Origin of the sequence: Brachybacterium tyrofermentans (genome assembly GCF_014897585.1) — a bacterium.
GTDB classification, from domain to species: Bacteria; Actinomycetota; Actinomycetes; order Actinomycetales; family Dermabacteraceae; genus Brachybacterium; species Brachybacterium tyrofermentans.
The window spans coordinates 49,527-69,021 of sequence record NZ_JABUXW010000011.1; the positions used below are offsets into that span (position 1 = coordinate 49,527).

General features: G+C 71.4%; 12 protein-coding genes. 8 read left to right on the forward strand and 4 right to left on the reverse strand.

The genetic code is table 11. From position 1 onward, the window contains the following. The first annotated feature begins 135 nt into the window (after nt 1-135). Entirely contained in the window at nt 136-2,079 is a 1,944-nt protein-coding gene (gene nagE, locus INT49_RS09655; protein ID WP_193117529.1) for an N-acetylglucosamine-specific PTS transporter subunit IIBC, read from the forward strand. A gap of 70 nt (nt 2,080-2,149) precedes the next feature. Here nagE and INT49_RS09660 read toward each other — a convergent pair whose 3' ends face one another. Further along, on the reverse strand, nt 2,150-5,557 hold the full coding sequence (locus tag INT49_RS09660) for a phosphodiester glycosidase family protein (protein ID WP_193117530.1): 3,408 nt from the start codon (nt 5,555-5,557) through the stop codon (nt 2,150-2,152). Nucleotides 5,558-5,685: 128 nt separating this feature from the next. On the opposite strand from INT49_RS09660, the gene INT49_RS09665 reads away from it, so the two are divergent. Continuing rightward, complete coding sequence (locus INT49_RS09665; RefSeq protein WP_226850132.1) at nt 5,686-7,071, forward strand: hypothetical protein; 1,386 nt, start codon at nt 5,686-5,688, stop codon at nt 7,069-7,071. Here the strand turns inward: INT49_RS09665 and INT49_RS09670 are convergent. Further along, nucleotides 7,068-8,126: an erythromycin esterase family protein gene (locus tag INT49_RS09670; RefSeq protein WP_193117531.1), complete on the reverse strand. Its 1,059-nt coding sequence runs from the start codon at nt 8,124-8,126 to the stop codon at nt 7,068-7,070. The two genes, INT49_RS09665 and INT49_RS09670, sit on opposite strands and share 4 nt — an antisense overlap. Before the next feature lie 73 nt (nt 8,127-8,199). Here INT49_RS09670 and INT49_RS09675 point away from each other — a divergent pair, with 73 nt between their 5' ends. From INT49_RS09675 to INT49_RS09690, 4 genes are all read left to right on the forward strand, one after another. Next, entirely contained in the window at nt 8,200-10,098 is a 1,899-nt protein-coding gene (locus tag INT49_RS09675; RefSeq protein ID WP_193117532.1) for a beta-L-arabinofuranosidase domain-containing protein, read from the forward strand. Between the two features lie 165 nt (nt 10,099-10,263). Then, on the forward strand, nt 10,264-12,441 hold the full coding sequence (gene helR, locus INT49_RS09680) for an RNA polymerase recycling motor ATPase HelR (protein ID WP_193117533.1): 2,178 nt from the start codon (nt 10,264-10,266) through the stop codon (nt 12,439-12,441). 75 nt (nt 12,442-12,516) lie between these two features. After that, on the forward strand, nt 12,517-14,310 hold the full coding sequence (locus INT49_RS09685; protein WP_193117534.1) for a glycoside hydrolase family 2 protein: 1,794 nt from the start codon (nt 12,517-12,519) through the stop codon (nt 14,308-14,310). Between the two features lie 185 nt (nt 14,311-14,495). After that, a complete protein-coding gene (locus tag INT49_RS09690) occupies nt 14,496-14,675 on the forward strand; it encodes a hypothetical protein (protein WP_193117535.1) in 180 nt (59 codons plus the stop codon). Nucleotides 14,676-14,694: 19 nt separating this feature from the next. On the opposite strand, the gene INT49_RS09695 is transcribed toward INT49_RS09690, so the two are convergent. Both INT49_RS09695 and INT49_RS09700 read right to left on the reverse strand, forming a co-directional pair. Further along, nucleotides 14,695-16,107: a peptide MFS transporter gene (locus tag INT49_RS09695; RefSeq protein WP_193117607.1), complete on the reverse strand. Its 1,413-nt coding sequence runs from the start codon at nt 16,105-16,107 to the stop codon at nt 14,695-14,697. A 132-nt stretch (nt 16,108-16,239) separates the two neighbouring features. Next, nucleotides 16,240-17,778, reverse strand: a complete 1,539-nt coding sequence (locus INT49_RS09700) for a phytoene desaturase family protein (RefSeq protein ID WP_193117536.1) — start codon at nt 17,776-17,778, stop codon at nt 16,240-16,242. A 113-nt stretch (nt 17,779-17,891) separates the two neighbouring features. Here INT49_RS09700 and INT49_RS09705 point away from each other — a divergent pair, with 113 nt between their 5' ends. After that, entirely contained in the window at nt 17,892-18,728 is an 837-nt protein-coding gene (locus tag INT49_RS09705) for a siderophore-interacting protein (RefSeq protein ID WP_193117537.1), read from the forward strand. Continuing rightward, nucleotides 18,728-19,375: a DNA-3-methyladenine glycosylase I gene (locus tag INT49_RS09710; protein ID WP_193117538.1), complete on the forward strand. Its 648-nt coding sequence runs from the start codon at nt 18,728-18,730 to the stop codon at nt 19,373-19,375. The genes INT49_RS09705 and INT49_RS09710 overlap by 1 nt, the downstream gene beginning before the upstream one ends. Nucleotides 19,376-19,495: the final 120 nt, after the last annotated feature.

Consider the following 19,495-nt stretch of genomic DNA (forward strand, 5'->3'; position numbering starts at 1 on the left):
GGATCCGTCATGCCTGCTCCCCCTGAGCATGATGCTGAGCCGGTGCGGGGGCACAATGGCGGCCGTCCCCAGGCACGCACCTCCCGGCACCGTCGTCGGCCCTTCCGGTGCGTCCTCGACCCCCGAGAGGTCCCCATGAAGTTCTTCCAGCGCCTCGGCAGATCGCTGATGCTGCCGGTCGCCGTGCTCCCCGTCGCCGCGATCCTCAGCGGCATCGGCTACTGGATCCTGGCCGCCACCGGCAACGAGACGAATGTCGTCGGCGGCTTCTTCAAGATCGCCGGCGGAGCCCTCCTCGACCAGCTCCCGCTCCTGTTCGCCATCGGCGTCGCCATCGGCATGGCCAAGAAGCCCGACGGCACCTCGGCCCTGGCGGGCCTGGTCTCCTGGCTCGTGGTCACCAATCTGCTGTCGCCGGCAAGCGTGGCGATCTTCAAGGGGATCGTCGAGGAGGATGTCAACCTCGCGTTCTCCAACGTCGAGAACGTCTTCGTGGGCATCCTGTGCGGCCTGATCGGCGCCTACTCCTATGACCACTTCAAGGACTCCGAGCTGCCCGACGCCCTGGCGTTCTTCTCCGGTCGTCGCTCCGTGGCGATCGTCGCCGCCGGTGCCTCGCTCGTGCTCTCCCTGGTGCTGTTCTTCCTGTGGCCGCTCGTGTTCACCGGCCTGGTCGGATTCGGAGAGTTCATCCTGACCCTCGGCCCGCTCGGCGTGGGCATCTACGGCTTCCTCAACCGCATGCTCATCCCGCTGGGCCTGCACCATGCCCTGAACTCCGTGTTCTGGTTCGACGTGGCCGGGATCAACGACCTCGGCAACTTCCTCAACGCCACCGGCACCTACGGCGTCACCGGCCAGTACATGACCGGCTTCTTCCCCGTGATGATGATGGGCCTGCCTGGCGCCGCGCTCGCGATGTATGTGACCGCGAAGTCCTCGCGCCGCAAGGTGGCGGCGGGCGTGCTGTTCTCCAGCGCCATCGCCTCGTTCTTCGTGGGCGTCACCGAGCCCCTCGAGTTCTCGTTCATGTTCCTCGCCCCGGGCCTGTACGTGGTCCACGCCCTGTTCACCGGCATCTCCATGGCGGTCTCCGCGATGCTCCCGGTGCGGATGGGCTTCGGCTTCTCCGGCGGCTTCATCGACCTGGTGCTGGGCTGGGTGAACCCCATGGCGCAGAACCCCTGGGCGATCCCGCTGATGGGCATCTTCTGGTTCGCGGTGTACTTCGTGGTGTTCCGCGCGATCATCCTCAAGTTCGACCTCAAGACCCCCGGTCGCGACGAGGGCGACCTGCTCACCGATGAGAACGCCGTGCTCTCCGGCGAACGGAAGCACCTCGCCGAGGCGACGGCCTTCCTCGCCGCGCTCGGCGGCAAGGACAACATCACCGACCTGGAGAACTGCACGACCCGGCTGCGGATGGAGGTCGCCGACACGACGCTCGTGGACGACGGTGCCCTGAAGCAGGCGGGCGCCGCGGGCGTCGTCCGCCCGGGCGGACAGTCCGTCCAGGTCATCTACGGCACCAGCGTCCAGTTCGTGAAGGACGCGATGGAGTCGATCATGACCGGACGGATCGATCCGGCCGATGACGCGGCGCTGGAGGCCGAGGCCGAGGCAGAGGCAGAGGCGGAGGCCGACGGCGGCGCCGGCACCGCGGTGCGCACCACGCACCTCGTGCGCCTGCGCCAGCCGATGGCGGGTGCGGTCGTCCCGCTGTCCGAGGTGCCTGATGCAACGTTCGCCCAGGAGATCATGGGACCGGGCGTCGCGATCGAGCCGACCGATGGCGAGGTCGTCGCTCCCGCCGCGGGCACCGTCGGCCACGTGTTCCCCACCGGGCATGCGGTCGCGCTGGTCCTGGAGGACGGCGTCGAGCTGCTCATCCACGTCGGCGTGGACACCGTGACAATGCAGGGCGAGGGGTTCACCACCCTCGTCGAGCCCGGCCAGAAGGTCACCGCCGGCACCCCGCTGCTGCGCGCGGACCTCTCGGCGATCCGCGTCGCCGGGCATCCGGCGATCACACCGATCCTGGTGATGAACGACAAGGACGCGCAGATCGAACTGGTCTGATCGTCTGAGACGACAGCGGCCGCCTGGAGCTTCTCCGGGCGGCCGCTGTCGTCGTCGGCGGGCTCCTGCCTCAGTGCCCGGCGACCTCCACCGTCGTGGTCGCCGTGCGGCCGTTGACCGTGACCGAGAGGGTCGCGGTGCCCGGGCGCATGCCCGTGATCTCGCCGGTCGTGGGGTTCAGCCGCACCACCCCGCGGCGGTCGGAGCTCTCCGCTCCGTCGCCGAGGACCTGCACGCCCTCGCCGCCCCACTGCGAGGTCACCGGCCAGGCGACGGGCACAGTCCGTCCGTCCTGGGAGAAGCTCGCAGACGCGTCTCCCACGCCGCCCACGGTCAGCTTCCGGGGCGCCTGCACCGAGATCTCGTCGACCCACGGATGGGTCTCGGCGGCGAGCCAGTCCACCCGGTCCTGCGTGCTCGGTTCCGTACCCACGTCACCGGCGGCGGGATCGATGCCGAGCATCGTCCAACCGGTGAATCCGCCGGTGGCGGGGGTGCCGGCCGGGCTCTTCCCGGAGTTCCCGTTGATCAGGGTGGTCACGCCGTCCACCGCCGCGCCGTGGAAGGCGCCGACGTGCCCGTTGACCAGGGCGACGGACTTCCCGGAGGTGCGGCGGAAGTCCGCCAGCAGATCCTCGACCGCGCGGGCCTCGCGCTGATCGGTGAGCTGGCTGGACTTGCTGGCCAGGGGATCGGTGGGCGGGTGGTGGAAAAAGACCGTGACCCCGGTGAGGTCCTCATCGCCGGCGGCCTCCTCGAGGGAGGCCTCGAGCTCGGCGATCTGGTCGATGCCGCCTCCGGCGAGAGTGCCGGAGGAGGTGTTCAGCGTGACCACCCTGGTCCCGCCGAGATCCTGCTGCGTGGTGACGGGGCCGAAGGCGGCCTCGAAGGTCGAGATGTCCCCGCCCATCACCTCGTGGTTGCCGGGCACGTACACGTACGGGATGTCCCCGCCCCACTCCTCCTCGAGGATCTGCGCGGCCAGGGCGAAGTCCTCAGGGGAGGCCTCGTCGACGAAATCGCCGTTGATGACCAGGAGGTCCGGATCGGCGTCCTTGATCTCGCGCAGCGTGCGCCGGGCACCTTCGACCGCCCCGGAGTCGGGATCGGCCGCGACGAACTGCGCGTCGCTCATCACCGCGATCTGCTGGGGACGCTCCACCACGCTTCCGGTGGCCAGGAGGGCCGCATCGTGCACGGCCGGCTCCTCGGGCGTCTCCGCCGTCGGGGTGGTGATCGCCTCGAGGTTCGCCACCGCGATATCGCCGGAGTACTGCGCCTCGGGGCGGGTCTCCATCATCCGCACCCGCTGCACGGTGAGCGGCTGCGCGAGCCCCTCGGGCACCGTGAAGCGCACCTGCTCCCAGCCCTCGTGGTCGATCATGTCGCCGTCGAGGTTGGTGACGGTGCCGTCGGCGTCGGCCACCTGCAGGCGCGGCCAGGCGCCGCTGGCATCGCCGCGCACGTCCATCGTGAAGGCCAGGGCATCGCCCTCGACCGTCACCGGTTCCTTCGCCACCAGGTAGAAGCCGCGGGTGGCGGTCGAGGTGGTGAAGTCATAGCTCATCCCGATCGCAGAGCCGGCTTCGCCGTCGGGGCCCTCGGCGGCGCTGATCGTGCCGGTCGCGCGGGCCGCGTCCGTGGTGAACGCGGAGAGGTCCGAGAGGTCCAGCACCGTGGTGATCTCGGTGCCGTGGGTGAGAGCCACCGTGGTGGAGAGATCGCCGACGGTGAGGGTCGCCGAGCCCGTCTCGGTGGCGCCGGTCGCGGTGACCGTCCACGCACCGGTCCCGTCCGGGGTGACCTCGAAGCCGCCGTCGACGGCGACCTCCACATCGGCGGTCTCGATGCGGGCCCGCTGCCCGTCGGCGTCGACGCCGTTCAGGCTCAGCTCCGCGGAGTCCTTCGCGTCGGCCAGGTTCAGAGACCGTGCCGCCGGTTCGAGGCCGACGGGCGTGCCGAGCACGCGCAGCTCCTGGCTGTCCTCGAACGTGCCCGCGGAGTAGGTCACCGTACCGGTCCCGCGTCCGGTGCCGCGCACGATCGCGCTCTCGGCGTCGGAGGAGACCAGGTCGAGGGGCCCGTCGGCCCTGAAGGAGCCCTCCGCCATGAGCGGTTCGAGGTTCGCGCCGAGACCCGTGCCGCGCAGGGTGCGCTGCAGGCCGGGGAAGACGGCGCCGTCGTCGAGGGCGGTGGTGGTCTGCACGGCGGTGAGCTCCTCCAGCGGGGCATCGGAGTAGAAGACGAGGGCGTTGGGGACGTCACGGACCTCGCCGTCCGAGGGGCTGTTCCAGATCGAGGCGCCCTCGGCACCGGCGGTGCGCGCGGCGAGGGCCGAGGAGCCGCCGCCGTCGAGGTTCACCGCATTATGCGCTCCCATGTCCTGCAGGATCTTCCCGGCCTCGGGCAGCGTCATCCCGCGGGAGGCGGTGGTGCGGCCGTCGATCACCATGACGAACAGCTCGCTGCCGTCCCGGGAGACGCCCACCGCCGTGCGCGGATGGTCGCCGGTCACGAGCGACTCGTCGCCCATCTCGGGGACGGCTCCGTCGGTGAGGATCTGGTGGGAGCCGGCGAGGCCGAGATCCACGTCCGTGCTCGGGCCCACCTCGATGTCGACGCGGTCGCCCACCTCGAGGTCGGCGATGATCTCCGCGCCGTCCTCGCGGCCCAGGAGCACCTGCTCGCCCTCGGCGATGTCCGGTTCGCCGGCGCTGTCCTGGAGGCCGCTGACCTCGGTGACGACGCCGTCGACGACGCTCGCACGGGCCACCTGCTCCGCCGGGGCGTCGGGGGCGCCCACCGGCCGGTCCAGGGTGTACTCGCCCCAGGCGGCGGTGTACAGACCGATGCCATCCGCTGAGATCGAGGGGTTGTTCATCCCGGCGAGCTCGAGCGAGGTGCCGTCGGCGAGGGTCGCGGTGCCCGTCGCGGAGAGCGCCTGGATCGCGGCGTGGCCGTCGGCGATGGTGAGGGCCGGCTGCGGGGAGGGGGAGCCCATCTGCACGCCCTGCTGCGAGATGGAGGTGTAGATCGGGGCGTCGGAGTGGTTGATGTCGAAGAAGGTGCCGTTGACTGCGGCCACGGCCCGGTCGCCGTGCTCACCGGAGGCCATCACCTCCTGCAGCGGCGCGCGCCCGGAGACGGAGTCGCCGTGGGCCACGTCCAGCGAGAGCGTCGGGACGTCGAGGTCCGCGGTGAGCACGCTGCCCTCGTTCCAGCCGCCGTCCTCCAGGCGGGAGAAGTTCGTGAGGTCCAGGCCCGGGGCCACCTGATAGGTGCGGGAGTCGCGGAGCACGCCGTCGGCGGCGAGCTGGTCGTCGGTGACCTCGGCGGCTGCGGGCGGGGCCTGCATCGCCTGCAGAGCCAGGGCGGAGGGGGCGAGCAGGGCGAGGGCCGCGAGCAGAGCGAGGAGCCTCGCGGGTGGGGAACCCGCTGCGGGGGAGGAGGGGCGGGTGGGCGAGGAGTGGGCGACCATCACGATTCCGGGAGAGGTGGGGAGAATGGGTGGGGGCGCCCACACCGTATGCTCCCTGCGCTCCCGGGGAGGGGCGAACGGGTGAACGTCCGGTGGCAGGAACCGTCGTGGGCCGTCATGCTGGGGGGATGGCGGAGATGACGGACGAGCAGTGGAAGCAGGAGCGCGAGCTCGTGCTGTCCGAGTACGGCACCTGGCGCATCACGGCCGATGACGAGGCCCCGGTGGCGGGAGAGGTCAGCACTCTGGAGACGCTGCTGCGCCTGAAGGCCGAGCAGCAGGGGAGCCCGGAGCCCGGATGGTGGACGCAGGAGCTCGCCACGCAGCTGCTCACCGAGGTCGTGCCGCGCACCGTCGTCCAACCGCGCGAGCGCGTGATGGACATGGTGCCCACGCTGGTGCGCTTCTTCACCTATCTCGCGGAGACCGGTCGCTGGGAAGCCGGCGCGATGCCGATCACGGAGGCGCCCGCGATGGTGGAGTCGCTGGAGTTCGCGACCCTCGAGGCGGCGGATGACCCCTCGCGCCGCTCCTTCTCCACGAACGTGCTGGGTCACGGCATGGCCCTCGGAGTCGACCTCGAGGACGACGAGCAGCTGGCCGGCTACATGCACTGGTACAACTCGCTGCCCGACGAGGAGCGCGTCGAGCTCAGCGACACCGGACGCCTGCCCGCGCCGACGGTGGCCTTCGATCGCGAGGAGGAGATGCAGGCCGCCCGGACCGACAGCACCGTCTCGGGGACCTGGCCGTGGTTCCTGCCCGCGCTCGACGAGGACGACGGGATCGCCCTGGAGGACATGGTCCCCGGGGATGACCACGCGGTCTACGCCGGCAACGCCTTCGTGCGCCGGGCCGCGGCCCTCCTCGATCTCCTCGGGGACGGGGACCGTCCCGTCACCGCCACCGGCGCGCTGAACCGGGCGGACTGCATCGTGCTGCTGGAGGGCGAGCACGCGGGGACGGCGCCGGCGGTGCGGACGATGTGGGAACGTCCCGAGCTCGCCGGTCCCTGGGTCACCCTGCTGGACGGCGGCTGGCTCGAGGTCACCGGCTCCCGGGTGCGCCGTCGGCCGGGACCCGTGCCCTACGTCGCCCCTGATGCCGACTCCGAGGCCGCAGAGGGTTTCGTCGAGTTCGGCCATGCGGTGCTCACCGCGCACCTCTTCGGCAAGGACGCCCGGGAGATGGAGGACGGAGGGTTCCGCGGGATGCCCGACACCATCGCCGCGCTGCTCACGGCCTGCGGACCCTCAGGGCTCACCCTGCCCCGCCTGCAGTCGGCCGATCCGTACGCCCCGCAGGTCCCGATCGACCCGGCCACCGGGGAGTGGGACCGCGACGAGGTCAGCCGCTTCGTCGCCGTGCAGAGGGACCTCGGCGACCTCGCCGAGATCGGGATCCTCGAGCGGGACGGCGAGCACTACACCGGTTCCCCTGCCGTGATGGTCGCCCTCGTCGCGCTGATCAGGGACCAGAACGCACCGGATGACGGAACCGACGGCCGGATCTAGTGGGCCGGGACCCAGGCGGTGTCGGCGACGCTGCCGGGCAGGTACGCAATCGCGGTGAAGTCCGAGGCGGGCCGGGCGATGTCGATGTCGCCGCGCTGCGTGACGGGTGCTGAGGAGTCGATCTTCCAGCCGAGGAATCGCCGGGGCCCGGGATGGGAGAACTCGGTGGTGAGGACGAACGAGTCGTTACGGGCGGCGAGCGCCGCCTCCGTCGAGCCGGGCAGCACTGCGGGGAGCGGCACGGAGCGGTAGTCGTCCTCGCCGGTCGACGGGTCCACCGCCCGGCACATGCCCTCACCGCACAGGATGCCGACCGCGGCGTAGTCACCGCCGAGTTCATCGGCCAGAACCTGCCCCATCGCGGGCCCTCCGTAGAAGTCGGGGTTGATCGCCACGTGCTCGTTGTGGGCCCACAGCGCGGTGAGCCCGTTCGTCGGCCGCTGTTCGAGGAGGGTGGCGGCCATGAACCTGTCGCGGAGGTGGAGATCCGGAAGCTCTGGTGCATCCCGGTAGGCCTCGATCCAGCGGAGGAGCTGACGGGCGAGGGCTCCCGTCGACGGTTCGGGACCCGTGGCGAGCCGGCGGCAGAGACGGGTGAGGTTCGCCCGGGCGGGGCCGAGGGGATCGCTGCCGCCGGCGAGCTCGTGCAGCGGCGGTTCGTCGTGGCCGCGGTCGAGCAGGCCCTGCGCGGCGAGGGACGGCTTCTTGATGTCGATCCCGAGGAACGCGATGCGGCGATCCGGGGGCAGCGAGCGGTTCAGATCCCGGAGCGCGCCGAGACCCTCGCGGATCACCGGGGTTCTCCACACGGAGGTGGCCCGGGCCCAGGCGGCGTCGAGGTCTCCGTCACCGCGAAGCGCCCTGTCCACCTGCAGACCCAGTGCGTAGGACTCCTCGAACGCGAGGGCCGAGAGCTTCCCGCGACGAGCGAGCTCGAGCACCAGCTCCATCTTCGCCGCGAAGGCGTTCGCGCTGCCATGGGTCGGTTCACCCAGACCGATCACCCCGTCCGCAGGAACCAGTTCGAGGAGACGGTCGGCGGGAAGCGTGGTCACCCCTCCAGTATTGCGGCCGCGCCACCTATCGTGGAGCCGCGCACTGCTGCCACACTCCCAGGAGCGATCGACGATGACGCTGCCCACCACCCGCCTGCACGCCGCCTCCACCGCCCTGCCGCCCGGCGTGATCAGGCCCCGGGGATGGCTCGAGCGCCAGCTGCGGCTCCAGGCCGAGAACATCACCGGGCAGCTCGAGGAGATCTGGCCCGACGTGGGCGCCGACAGCGGCTGGCTCGGCGGGACGGGGGAGAGCTGGGAGCGCGGCCCGTACTACCTCGACGGGCTCGTGCCGCTCGCGCACGCCCTCGGCGACGAGTCGCTGATCGCGAAGGCCCAGCCGTGGATCGAGTGGATGCTCGCCTCCCAGCGTGCCGACGGGTTCTTCGGCCCGGCGGCGACCGAGGACTGGTGGCCGCGCATGGTCGCCGCCAAGGTCCTCGTCCAGCACGCCGAGGCCACCGGCGACGAGCGCGTGGCCCCGTTCCTGCTGCGCTGGCACCGCTACCAGCGCGAGCATCTGCCCTCACGGCCGCTGACCGACTGGGGCAGGGCACGCGGGGCCGAGGACGTGCTCACCATCGCCTGGACCCATCGCGCCACCGGCGAGGACTGGCTGCTCGAGCTCGCCGCGCTGGTGCAGGAGCAGACCTTCGACTGGAACGACCACCTCACCACCGAGCTGATCACCGGGCAGGCCCAGGTGTTCACCCACTCCACCCATGGGGTGAACGTCGCCCAGGGTCTGAAGACCGGGGCGACCGCTCATCTGCTCGACGGCGACCCCGCCCACCGCGACCGCACCGAGGCCGCCCTCGCCGCCCTGGACCGCTGGCACGGACAGGCCCACGGCTGGTTCTCCGGGGACGAGTGGCTCGGCGGGCGGGAGGCCACCGCCGGCATCGAGACCTGCCTCGTGGTCGAGATGATGCACACCGCCTCGACCCTCTCCCGAGTGTTCGGGGACGCGCACCACGGGGACCGTCTCGAATCGCTCGCCTACAACCTGCTGCCCGCCTCGAGCGACCCGTCGATGCGTGGCCACCAGTACCACCAGCAGGGCACCCAGCTCGAGATCTCCGTGGCCCGGCGGGACTGGTCCTACTCGAGCGATGACGCGAACATCTTCGGCCTCGAACCGCATTTCGGGTGCTGCACCGCGAACCTCCACCAGGGATGGCCGAAGTTCGCCACCTCCCTGTGGGCGCGCGACGCCGACGACGCCCTGCGAGCGGTCGCCTACGCCCCCGCCACGGTGAGCACCGAGGTGCGCGGCATCCCGGTGCGGATCGACGTCGAGACCGACTACCCCTTCGAGGACACGGTGCGGATCACCGTCGACGCCGACGAGCCCGGCGTGCGCTTCCCGCTGCGGCTGCGGGTGCCCTCGTGGTGCGAGGACCCGACGCTCCGGGTCGACGGGGTACAGCTCGCCGTCGAGGCGGGAATCGCGAAGGCAGGCAGTGATGGGCACGTCGAGATCGACCGGGAGTGGTCCGGCGAGGTGACCCTCGAGCTGACGTTGCCGATGCGCCCGCGGGTCGTGCGCCGGGAGCGCCAGGCCGCCGCGGTGCACCTCGGCCCGCTCGTGATGGTCGCGAGCCCCGGGGAGATCTGGACTGAGGTGCCCGACGCCCCGGGGCTGGGGGAGTGGACCGTGCATCCCCGCACCACCTGGAACTGGGCGCTCGCAGATCTCGAGAAGGCGCCCGAGTGGGCGGTGCGTCGCGGCGCGGTGCCGGAGGTGCCGTTCTCGCTCGGCGAGGCGACGACCGTGGAGGCCGTGGGTGCCAGGGTGCGGCAGTGGGGGAAGGACGGCGCCTCCGCCGCCGTTCCGCCGGCGAGCCCGGTGCTCGACCACGGGCCGATCCATGGGTTCCGCCTGGTGCCCTACGGGACGGCGAGGCTGCGGGTGATGGAGTTCCCCGTCGTCGGGGCCTGGAGCAGCGCGGACAACCAGCAGCTGTTCTGAGCGGCGGCCCGGCTCCGCGGGCCACTTCCGGCGGAATTCTCCCTGCGTTCCACCTGCGTCCCCCCTGCGCCGTAATCCCAGTATATGCCCTGGTGGGGGGCTTGCGGCAAGGTCCCCCCGGTGCGCAAGAATCACCGGTCGATCACATCGAGCACCGGGGGAACCATGACCACGACCAGCATTTTCGACCTGCGCGGGCAACGGGCTCACAAGGCCGCGCCCGCCCGCATCGCCGCTGACGACGCGTATTTCCGGCAGGTCGCGGAGGCGCTCGCGGAGGATATCCGCGAGGTGCAGGGCAACCTCGAGGAGACGCTCCTCCATCAGACCGGGGACGCCGCGGGACGGGTCGAGCGCGAGGCGCGCGTGGACCACTTCCGCGCACGCCTGCACGGGCTGCGGCGCGTCGAGCTGGACGCCGTGCTGGGTCGGATGACCCCGCAGGACGGTTCGGCGCCGCTCTACGTGGGACGGCTGGCGGTCCACGACGACGGCGGCACCCCGCTCCTGCTGGACTGGCGTTCGCAGGCAGCCGAGCCCTTCTTCGCCGCGACCCGTGCGCACCCGCACGGGCTGCTCTCCCGCCGCCGGTACCGCTGGGAGGGCGGCCGGATCCGCGACTACTGGGACGAGACGCTGGGGGAGAGCGCGGAGCAGGGCGACGGCGCAGAGCTCGGGACCAGCCCGGACGAGGAGTCGGCGCTGCTGGACGCCCTGACCCGCGCGCGCACCCCGCAGATGGGCTCCGTGCTGACCACCCTCGCCGCAGACCAGGACGCCATCATCCGCGCGAGCTCCCGTCGCCCGCTGGTGGTCGAGGGAGGGCCCGGCACCGGCAAGACCGTCGTCGCCCTGCACCGCACCGCCTACCTGCTGTACACGGACCCGCGCCTGCGGGACCGCCGCGGCAGGGTGCTCGTCGTCGGCCCTCATCAGCCCTACCTCCGCTACGTGGCCGATGTGCTCCCCAGCCTCGGCGAGGAGGACGTGCTCACCTGCACGCTCGCCGACCTGGTGCCCGAGGGTGCGCATGCGGTCCCCGAGAGCGATCCGCAGGTGTCGGCGCTCAAGGCAGGTCCTGCGCTGGTCACCGCGATCGAGCCCGCGGTCGCCCTGTACGAGGAGCCGCCGGAGGTGGCGCACGTGCTCGAGAGCCAGTGGGGCCCCGTGCGGCTGGAACCCGAGCACTTCGCCGACGCCTTCGAGGCCGTGCATCCTTCGACCCCGCACAACCTCGCGCGCGACGAGATCTGGCAGGAGCTGGCGGAGATCGTCCTGGCGCAGCTCGACCCGGGCGAGGATCCGGAGGAGGACCTGGTCGTCGAGCAGGTGCGCGAGGAGCTCGCCGCGGACGAGGAGCTCGTGGTGATCGTGCACCGGGCCTGGCCGCTGCTGGAGGCGACGGATCTCGTCGGGGATCTCTTCGAGGTCCCCGCCTACCTGCGGCGATGCGCGCCCACCCTGGGTCCGCAGGAGGTGCGGATCCTGCAGCGCGAGCAGCCCCGCGCGTGGACGCTCGAGGACCTGCCGCTGCTCGACGCCGCCCGGCACCGGCTCGGCGATCCGGGAGCCGACGGTCGGCGTCGCCGGCAGGACGCGGCCCGCCGGGAGACCGTCGAGGAGGTGGAGCTGATGACCGACTACCTCATCGCCTCCGACAGCTCCGACATGAAGGAGATGTCCATGCTGCGCGGCGAGGACCTGCGCAACGCGCTGGAGGACTCCACCTACGTCGAGGTCGCGGCACCGGACGTGCTGGCCGGCCCGTTCGCCCACGTCGTCGTCGACGAGGCGCAGGAGCTCAGCGATGCCCAGTGGGCGATGATCCTGCGGCGCTGCCCGTCGGAGAGCCTCACCCTCGTGGGTGACAGGGCGCAGGCGGCGCACGGCTTCACCGAGACCTGGGAGGAGCGGCTCGCCCGGGTGGGCCTGGAGCGGGTGGAGCGGTCCACGCTCACGCTGAACTACCGCACCCCGGCAGAGGTCATGGAGCGTGCGGCGCCGGTGATCCGGGCGGCGCTGCCCGACGCGAACGTGCCGACCTCGATCCGCGAGTCCGGGTTGCCCGTGCGCCACGGCCGACCCGGCCAGCTCGGCACGATCCTCCAGCGCTGGCTCGCCGAGCACGAGGAGGGGACGGTCTGCGTGATCGGGGAGGACACCGGGTACCGGCATGAGCGCGTCATGACGCTCCCGCCCCACCTGGTGAAGGGGCTCGAGTTCGACCTCGTGGTGCTCGTGGAGCCGGAGAGCTTCGGGGCCGGCATCGAGGGCGCGGTCGCGCGGTACGTCGCGATGACCCGGGCCACGCAGGAGCTGGTGGTGCTCTCGACGGAGTCCTGATTCCCACGTGGGCAGTGAAGTTGTGGCAGGCTGTGCGGGTACCGCTGGCCCCCTCTCCACCAGGAGCGAACGACGATGACGCTGCGCGCCACCACGCATGACGGCACCCACCCCCGCCCCACGATGATTCGCGAGGACTGGACGCTGCTCGACGGCGCCTGGGGATTCGCCCATGACGACGACGGCGTGGGCCTTGCCGAGCGCTGGTTCGAGCCTGCCCGCGACGAGCACTTCGATCGCGAGATCACCGTGCCCTTCGTGCCCGAGTCCGAGGCCTCCGGGATCCACGACACCGCCTTCCACCCGGTGGTCTGGTACCGCCGCACGATCACCGCGTCGGCCGCTGCCGGCACGCGGCTCCTGCTGCACATGGGCGCCGTGGACCACGAGGCCCACGTGTGGGTGGACGGGCACCTGGCCGGGCATCACGTGGGTGGGCAGACCGCTTTCACCTGCGATCTGACCGACCTCCTCACCGAGGGCACGGAGCACGTGCTCGTGGTGCGCGCCCACGATGATCCGCACGACGTCGAGCTGCCCCGGGGGAAGCAGGACTGGCGCGAGGAACCGCACGGCATCTGGTACCACCGCTCCACCGGGATCTGGCGCAGCGTGTGGCTCGAGACCGTGGCCGAGCAGCACGTCACCGGATTCCACTGGGACTTCGACATGCCGCGCGCCCGTGTCGACGTGACCCTGCGCCTGGCCCGTCGGCCCGAGCCCGGCACCACCGTGCGGATCGCCTTCGCGGGGGAGGAGCAGAGCCTGGGCGCCGTCGAGGTCGCCGCGCACGACCCGCGCGTGCAGACCACCATCGACGTGCCCGCGGTGCGCAACACCCAGGACCGCGACCGCCTGCTGTGGAGCCCCGAGCATCCGCACCTCGTGGACGTCACCCTGCAGGTGCTCGTCGACGGAGAGGTCGTCGACGAGGCCGCGAGCTACCTCGGCCTGCGCACCACCGGCATCGACCGCGGCCGGTTCCTGCTCAACGGGGAGCCGTACTTCGTGCGCTCCGTGCTCGAGCAGGGCTACTGGCCCACCTCCCAGCTCACCGCACCGACCCTCGCGGCGTACAAGGAGGAGGTGGAGCTGATCAAGGAGCTCGGCTTCACCGCGGCCCGTATCCACCAGAAGGTCGAGGATCCTCGCTTCCTGTTCTGGGCGGACCGGCTCGGCCTGCTGATCTGGGGCGAGACCGCCAACGCCTACTCGTACTCACCCCGCGCCGTCGCCGCGATCACCGCGGAGTGGACGGAGATCGTCGAGCAGGTGCGCGCCCATCCGTCGGTGGTCACGTGGGTGCCGATGAACGAATCCTGGGGCGTGCGCGACCTCGCCGACCACGCCCCGCAGAAGGACCTCACGATCGCGCTGACCGCGATCACCCGGGCCCTGGACCCGAGCCGGCCCGTGGTCGCCAACGACGGCTATGAGATCACCGGCGGGGACATCCTCGCGCTGCACGACTACACGACCGACGCCGCGACCCTGGAGCGTCGTTATGCCGATGACACCGCGGTGCAGGACGTCCTGGAGGGCCGGGGTCCGCAGGGTCGGCGCCCGGTCGACGACGCCGCCCAGCACGTCACCGAGGGTGCCCCGGTGATGCTCACCGAGTTCGGCGGGATCGCCTACGCCGCCGAGAACACCTGGGGCTACGCGACGGTCACCACCCCGGAGGAGTTCGAGGCGAAGGTGGGCGGGCTGTTCGCCGCGCTCAACGCCAGCCCCGTGCTCGCCGGTCACTGCTACACGCAGCTCACCGACACCCTCCAGGAGGCCAACGGCCTCGCGGACGCGGACCGTCGGCCCAAGCTCGACGCGGCCACGATCCGGGCGTTCGTGACGGGGCGCGCTGAGCGGTGATCGCACGACGGTGAACGCACAACGGTGCACGCACGATGTGATGGTGAAGGCGCTGCTCGGGACGCGCTGGTCCGGTGACCACTTGGACATCTGACCGAAAGTTCCTACGGTGAGGCCATGGAACCCGTCCCCGCGTCCCGTGCCCGCCCGCCGATCCATCGGACCCGTCGGACCGGAGAAGGCCGATGATCGCGCTGCTGAGCGCGGTCGGGGCCCTCGCGGTCCTCTCCTTCGTGCTCTTCGTCGCGCTGGGCCTGCTCAAGGGCTGGCACGACACGACCGCCCGGACGCTGCTGCGCGTCGCGGGCGGTCTGGGCATCGTGTGCGCCGTGATCGGCGTGCTCATCCCCGTCGTCATGCCCTGACGGCAGGGGAGCGGGGGCGTCAGAGGACGCCGCGCATGCCCTGGTGCACCGGCTTCGAGATCGCCAGCATGATCAGGCCGATCGCGATGGTCACCGCGCCGAGGATGCCGAAGTAGGCGCCCTCGGTCTCGGCGGAGTAGAACTGCGCGAGCGCACCGGAGAGCGACGTGCCCAGGGCGATCGACAGGTTGTACAGCGCCATCATCATCACCGGGAAGGCCGCGGGGGCGAGCTTCGTGGTGAGCGAGAGACCCACCGGGGACAGCGAGAGCTCGCCGAGCGTGGCGACCAGCATGATCAGGGCGATCCACAGCACCGGCACCGAGGCCACCGGGACCATCGGCAGGAACAGCAGGAATGCCGCGCCCATCAGCATGATGCCCAGGGCGAACTTCTTCGGGGTGGTGGGCTGGCGGGTGCCGAGCTTCGTCCACAGCGCCGCGAACAGGGGTGCCAGCGTGATGATGAAGAACGGGTTGAAGGACTGCGCCCAGGAGATCGGCATCTCCCAGCCGAACAGGTTGCGGTCCAGCCGGGTGTCCGAGTACAGCGTGATCACCGTGAACTGCTGCTGGAAAAGCGCGAAGAACGCCGCGGTCCCGACGAACAGCGGGATGAAGGCGACCACGCGCGAGCGCTCGTCGCCGGTCACCTTCTTCGAGGTCAGCAGCAACGTGAAGATGACGACCGCGCCGACCACCGACAGGCTCACCATGATGGTCGCCAGGTTGCCGGGATTCATCGCCCCGGTGAGCACGAGGATCAGCACCACCAGCACCACGACCACGGCGATCGCGGCCCACAGCGGGTACTTCGAGCGCGGCAGGGGATCGGGGACCACGTGCACGGTGCGCGGCAGCGACCTACGGGTGAGCAGATACTGCGTGAGCCCGACGGCCATGCCGATCGCGGCCAGCCCGAAGCCGAGGTGGAAGCCCCATTCCTTCTGGGCGAAGCCGGTCACGAGCGGACCGAAGAGCCCGCCGATGTTGACGCCCATGTAGTAGATGGAGAAGCCGGCGTCGCGCCGGGTGTCCTGGAGGTCGTACAGCGAGCCGACGAGAGTCGCGGCGGTGGCCTTCAGGCCGCCGGAGCCGATCGCGACCAGCAGCAGTCCGGCGACCAGGCCTGGCACTCCCGGCACGAGGGCCAGGGCGAGGTGGCCGATCATGATCATCACGGCGCTGCCGAACAGGGTCTTCTCCGGGCCCAGCAGCCGGTCCGAGACCAGCGCGCCGAGGATCGAGAAGATGTACACCGAGCCGCCGTACGCACCGACGATGCTGAGGGCTACGCCCTCGTCGATCCCCAGGCCACCGGCCGTGGCCGAGAAGTACATGTAGATCGCGAGGATGCCCTGCATGCCGTAGAAGCTGAAGCGCTCCCACAGCTCCACGCTGAACAGGTTCGCCAGCGGCCGGGGCTGGCCCATGAAGGTCTTGCCGGAGGGATTGTGCAGATCCGCCTCACGACTCTCGGCCGCGGGGGCCGACGGGGTCGGAGCGGAGGGGTCTGAAGAATTCACGGTCAATCATCCTGCGACACAGGACGTCCGCCGTCACGTTCAGGAACGCGGATGTGACGGGTCAGTCGCGGAGCCTGTCACGTCGGCCGTCTGCGGGGACAGGTCCGGCAGCTCGTGGATCCCGAACTCGTGGCGCAGCACCCGTTGCGCGGCGTGCCAGCCGTTCATGCCGTGCACGCCCGGGCCGGGCGGCGTCGCGGCGGAGCACAGGTACCAGCCGGTGTCGGCGAGCCGGTACGGATCCCAACGGGCGGTGGGTCGGGCGATCATGCGCCACATGGTGACCTGCCCCAGCGAGATGTCCCCGCCCACGAGAGCGGGATTGTGGTGGGGCATGTCTGCCGCGCTCACCCCGCGAGAGGCGACCACCACGTCGCGGAATCCCGGCGCGAAGCGCTCGATCTGGCGCGTGACCAGCTCGGTGGGGTCCGTGGTGTCGCCGGTGGGGACGTGGGCGTAGGCCCACAGCGGTCGCAGGCCGGCCTGGATGCGGGAGGGGTCGCCGACGGACGGGTCGCTGACCAGCGTCACCGGATGCTCGGGGACCCGGCCAGCCGCGACCTCGGCCTCGGCGGCCGCCATCTGCGCACGGGTCCCGCCCAGGTGCTGCGTGCCGGCGCGGCCCACCTCCGCATCGCGCCACGGCACCGGGCCGGACAGCACGAAGTCGACCTTCGCGGCGGCGTTGCCGTGCCGGAAGCGCCGCAGCGAGTCCTCGAGGGACCGGGGCAGTCGGTTCGCGAGGATGTCCGCCGCGGCGCCGGCGGTCGTGTCCAGCAGCACCGCTCGCGCCGACGGGACATCGCGCCAGGTGCTCACGTGGTGACCGGTGACGATCTCGCCGCCATGGGCGCGCAGGTCGGCGACGAGGGCGTCGATGATCGCCTGCGAGCCGCCGACGGGGATCGGCCAGCCGGTGCCGTGCGCCAGGGTGCCCAGCAGTGCGGAGGTGGCGCCGAGGGCGAGGGACGGAAGATCCCCGATCGCGTGGGAGGCGACCCCGGTCAGGAGGGCCCGGGCCCGCTCCGTGCGGAAGGGCAGGTTCCAGGCGGCGGTGCCCTGCAGGCCCAGCAGAGCACCGAACATCGGCGCCGCGGCGAGGGTGCGGGGGCTCAGCAGCGCCGACGGCACGGACCGCTTGTCGCCCAGGGACAGCTCGACCACCAGGTCCCAGTGGGCCGCGAGGGTGCCGAGGGTGGCGCGCCAGGCGGCGGCGTCGGCCCCGAGGCCTGCGGCGGTGCGCTCCACGTCCCGCCAGGCGATCGCCGCGGGCTCGTCGTCCAGGGGCTGGGCGTAGGACGCCTCGGGGGTGCGCAGCTCCACCCCTCGGGCCCTCACGTCGAAGGCACGGAAGAACGGGCTCGCCAGGGCGAGCGGCTGCACGGCCGAGCAGATGTCATGGGTGATGCCGGGGGCGAGGCCGAGATCCAGGGTGCGGGCGCCGCCGCCGATCGTGTCCTGCGACTCCAGCACCTGCACCCGCAGCCCGGCGCGGGCGAGGGTGACGGCGGCGGCGAGGCCGTTGGGCCCCGAGCCGACGACGACGGCATCGAGCTCGGCGAACCGCTGTGCACTCATGTCGCCAGCTTAGACGTCGTGATCCGAGAGCCGGCAGAGACCAGCAGAGACCAGCAGATGAGATCCCAGCTGCCGTTCATTAACGAAACGCAGGTGTCGCGTAATGTGGAGACATGGAGACCACGCCTGCCCCGTCCGCCCCCGCGAAGCGCCCCCGGAAGCAGGCGGTGCTCGAGGTGACGGGCAAGACCCGTCTCTCCCCGCGCCTGCTCCGAGTGACCCTGGGCGGGGAGCAGTACGACCACCTGAACCGCAACGAGAACGCCGACGCCTACGTCAAGCTGCTGATCGCGGATCCCGCCTCCGGCCTGCACCCGCCGTACGATCTCGACGCCCTCCGCGAGGAGCAGCCCGAGCTGCTCCCGGCACGCCGCACGTACACCGTGCGTCATTGGGACGACGAGGCCCGCACCCTCGACCTGGATTTCGTGCTGCACGGCCACGGCGAGGACAGCGGGATCGCCGCCCGCTGGGCGGACGAGGCCCTGCCCGGCGACCTGATCGCCCTCTCCGGAGCCGGCGGCGGCTACACCCCGCAGCCCGGCACCAGGACCCACCTGCTGATCGGCGACCACGCCGCGCTGCCCGCGATCGCCGCGTCCCTCGAGGCCATGGACGAGCAGGCCGAGGGTCTCGTGCTCCTCCACCTCGACCACGAGGAGGACGCGCTCGAGCTCCCACGGCCCGCCGGTGTCGAGCTGCGCTGGATCGTCGGTGAGCGCGAGCAGCTGCTCGAGGCCGTGCGCGGTCTGGACCTGTCCCGCACCGAGGGCCTGCAGGTGTTCTGCCACGCCGAGCGCGGCCTGACCAAGCAGCTGCGCCGGCTCCTCGTGAAGGACTCCGGGATCCCGCGCGAGCAGATCTCGGTCTCCGCGTACTGGGCGCTGGGTCGGATCGAGGACCAGTTCCAGGCCGAGAAGCGCGAGATCATCGGGAAGATCGACGACTGATGGCCGACGGTCTCGTCCTCGGGCCCGACGGGCTCCACCGGCCGGCCTGGGCCTCCGTGCACGAGGACCTCCGCCACTACTACGACACCGAGTGGGGCCTCCCGGTGCGTGACGAGCACGGAGTCTTCGAGCGCCTCGCCCTCGAGGGGTTCCAGTCCGGGCTGTCCTGGGCGACGATCCTGCGCCGACGCGAAGGGTTCCGGCGGGCCTTCGCCGGATTCGAGATCGAGGTCGTGGCCGATTTCGGTCCCGAGGACGTCGAGCGGCTGCTCCACGACGAGGGCATCATCCGCCATCGCGGCAAGATCGAGGCGACGATCTCCAACGCGCGGGCCACGATCGCCCTGCGCGACCTCGACGGGCTCGGCCCGCGCGGCGAGCTCGGGCCCGGCGCCGATCTGGCGGATCTGGTCTGGTCCCACCGGCCCGAGCGCACCCCGATGCCCGCGACCGCGCAGGACGTCCCCACCACCAGTGCCGAGTCGATCGCCCTGGCGAAGGAGCTCAAGCGTCACGGGTTCCGTTTCGTCGGCCCCACCACGATGTTCGCGCTCATGGAGGCTCTCGGCGTGGTCGACACCCATCTGCTGGGATCGCACCGCCGCGGATCCTCGCAGGTGTGGACGCAGGACGGCTCTCCCGCCTGACATGACGGTGCGTGACCCGGTGCGACGTGAAGCCCGCGCACGGCCACAGTCCGTCACACTCCTCGCGCGCACTGCGCGGTCTCCCCGAAGCTGAGCAGGATTCCGCACAGGACGACACCC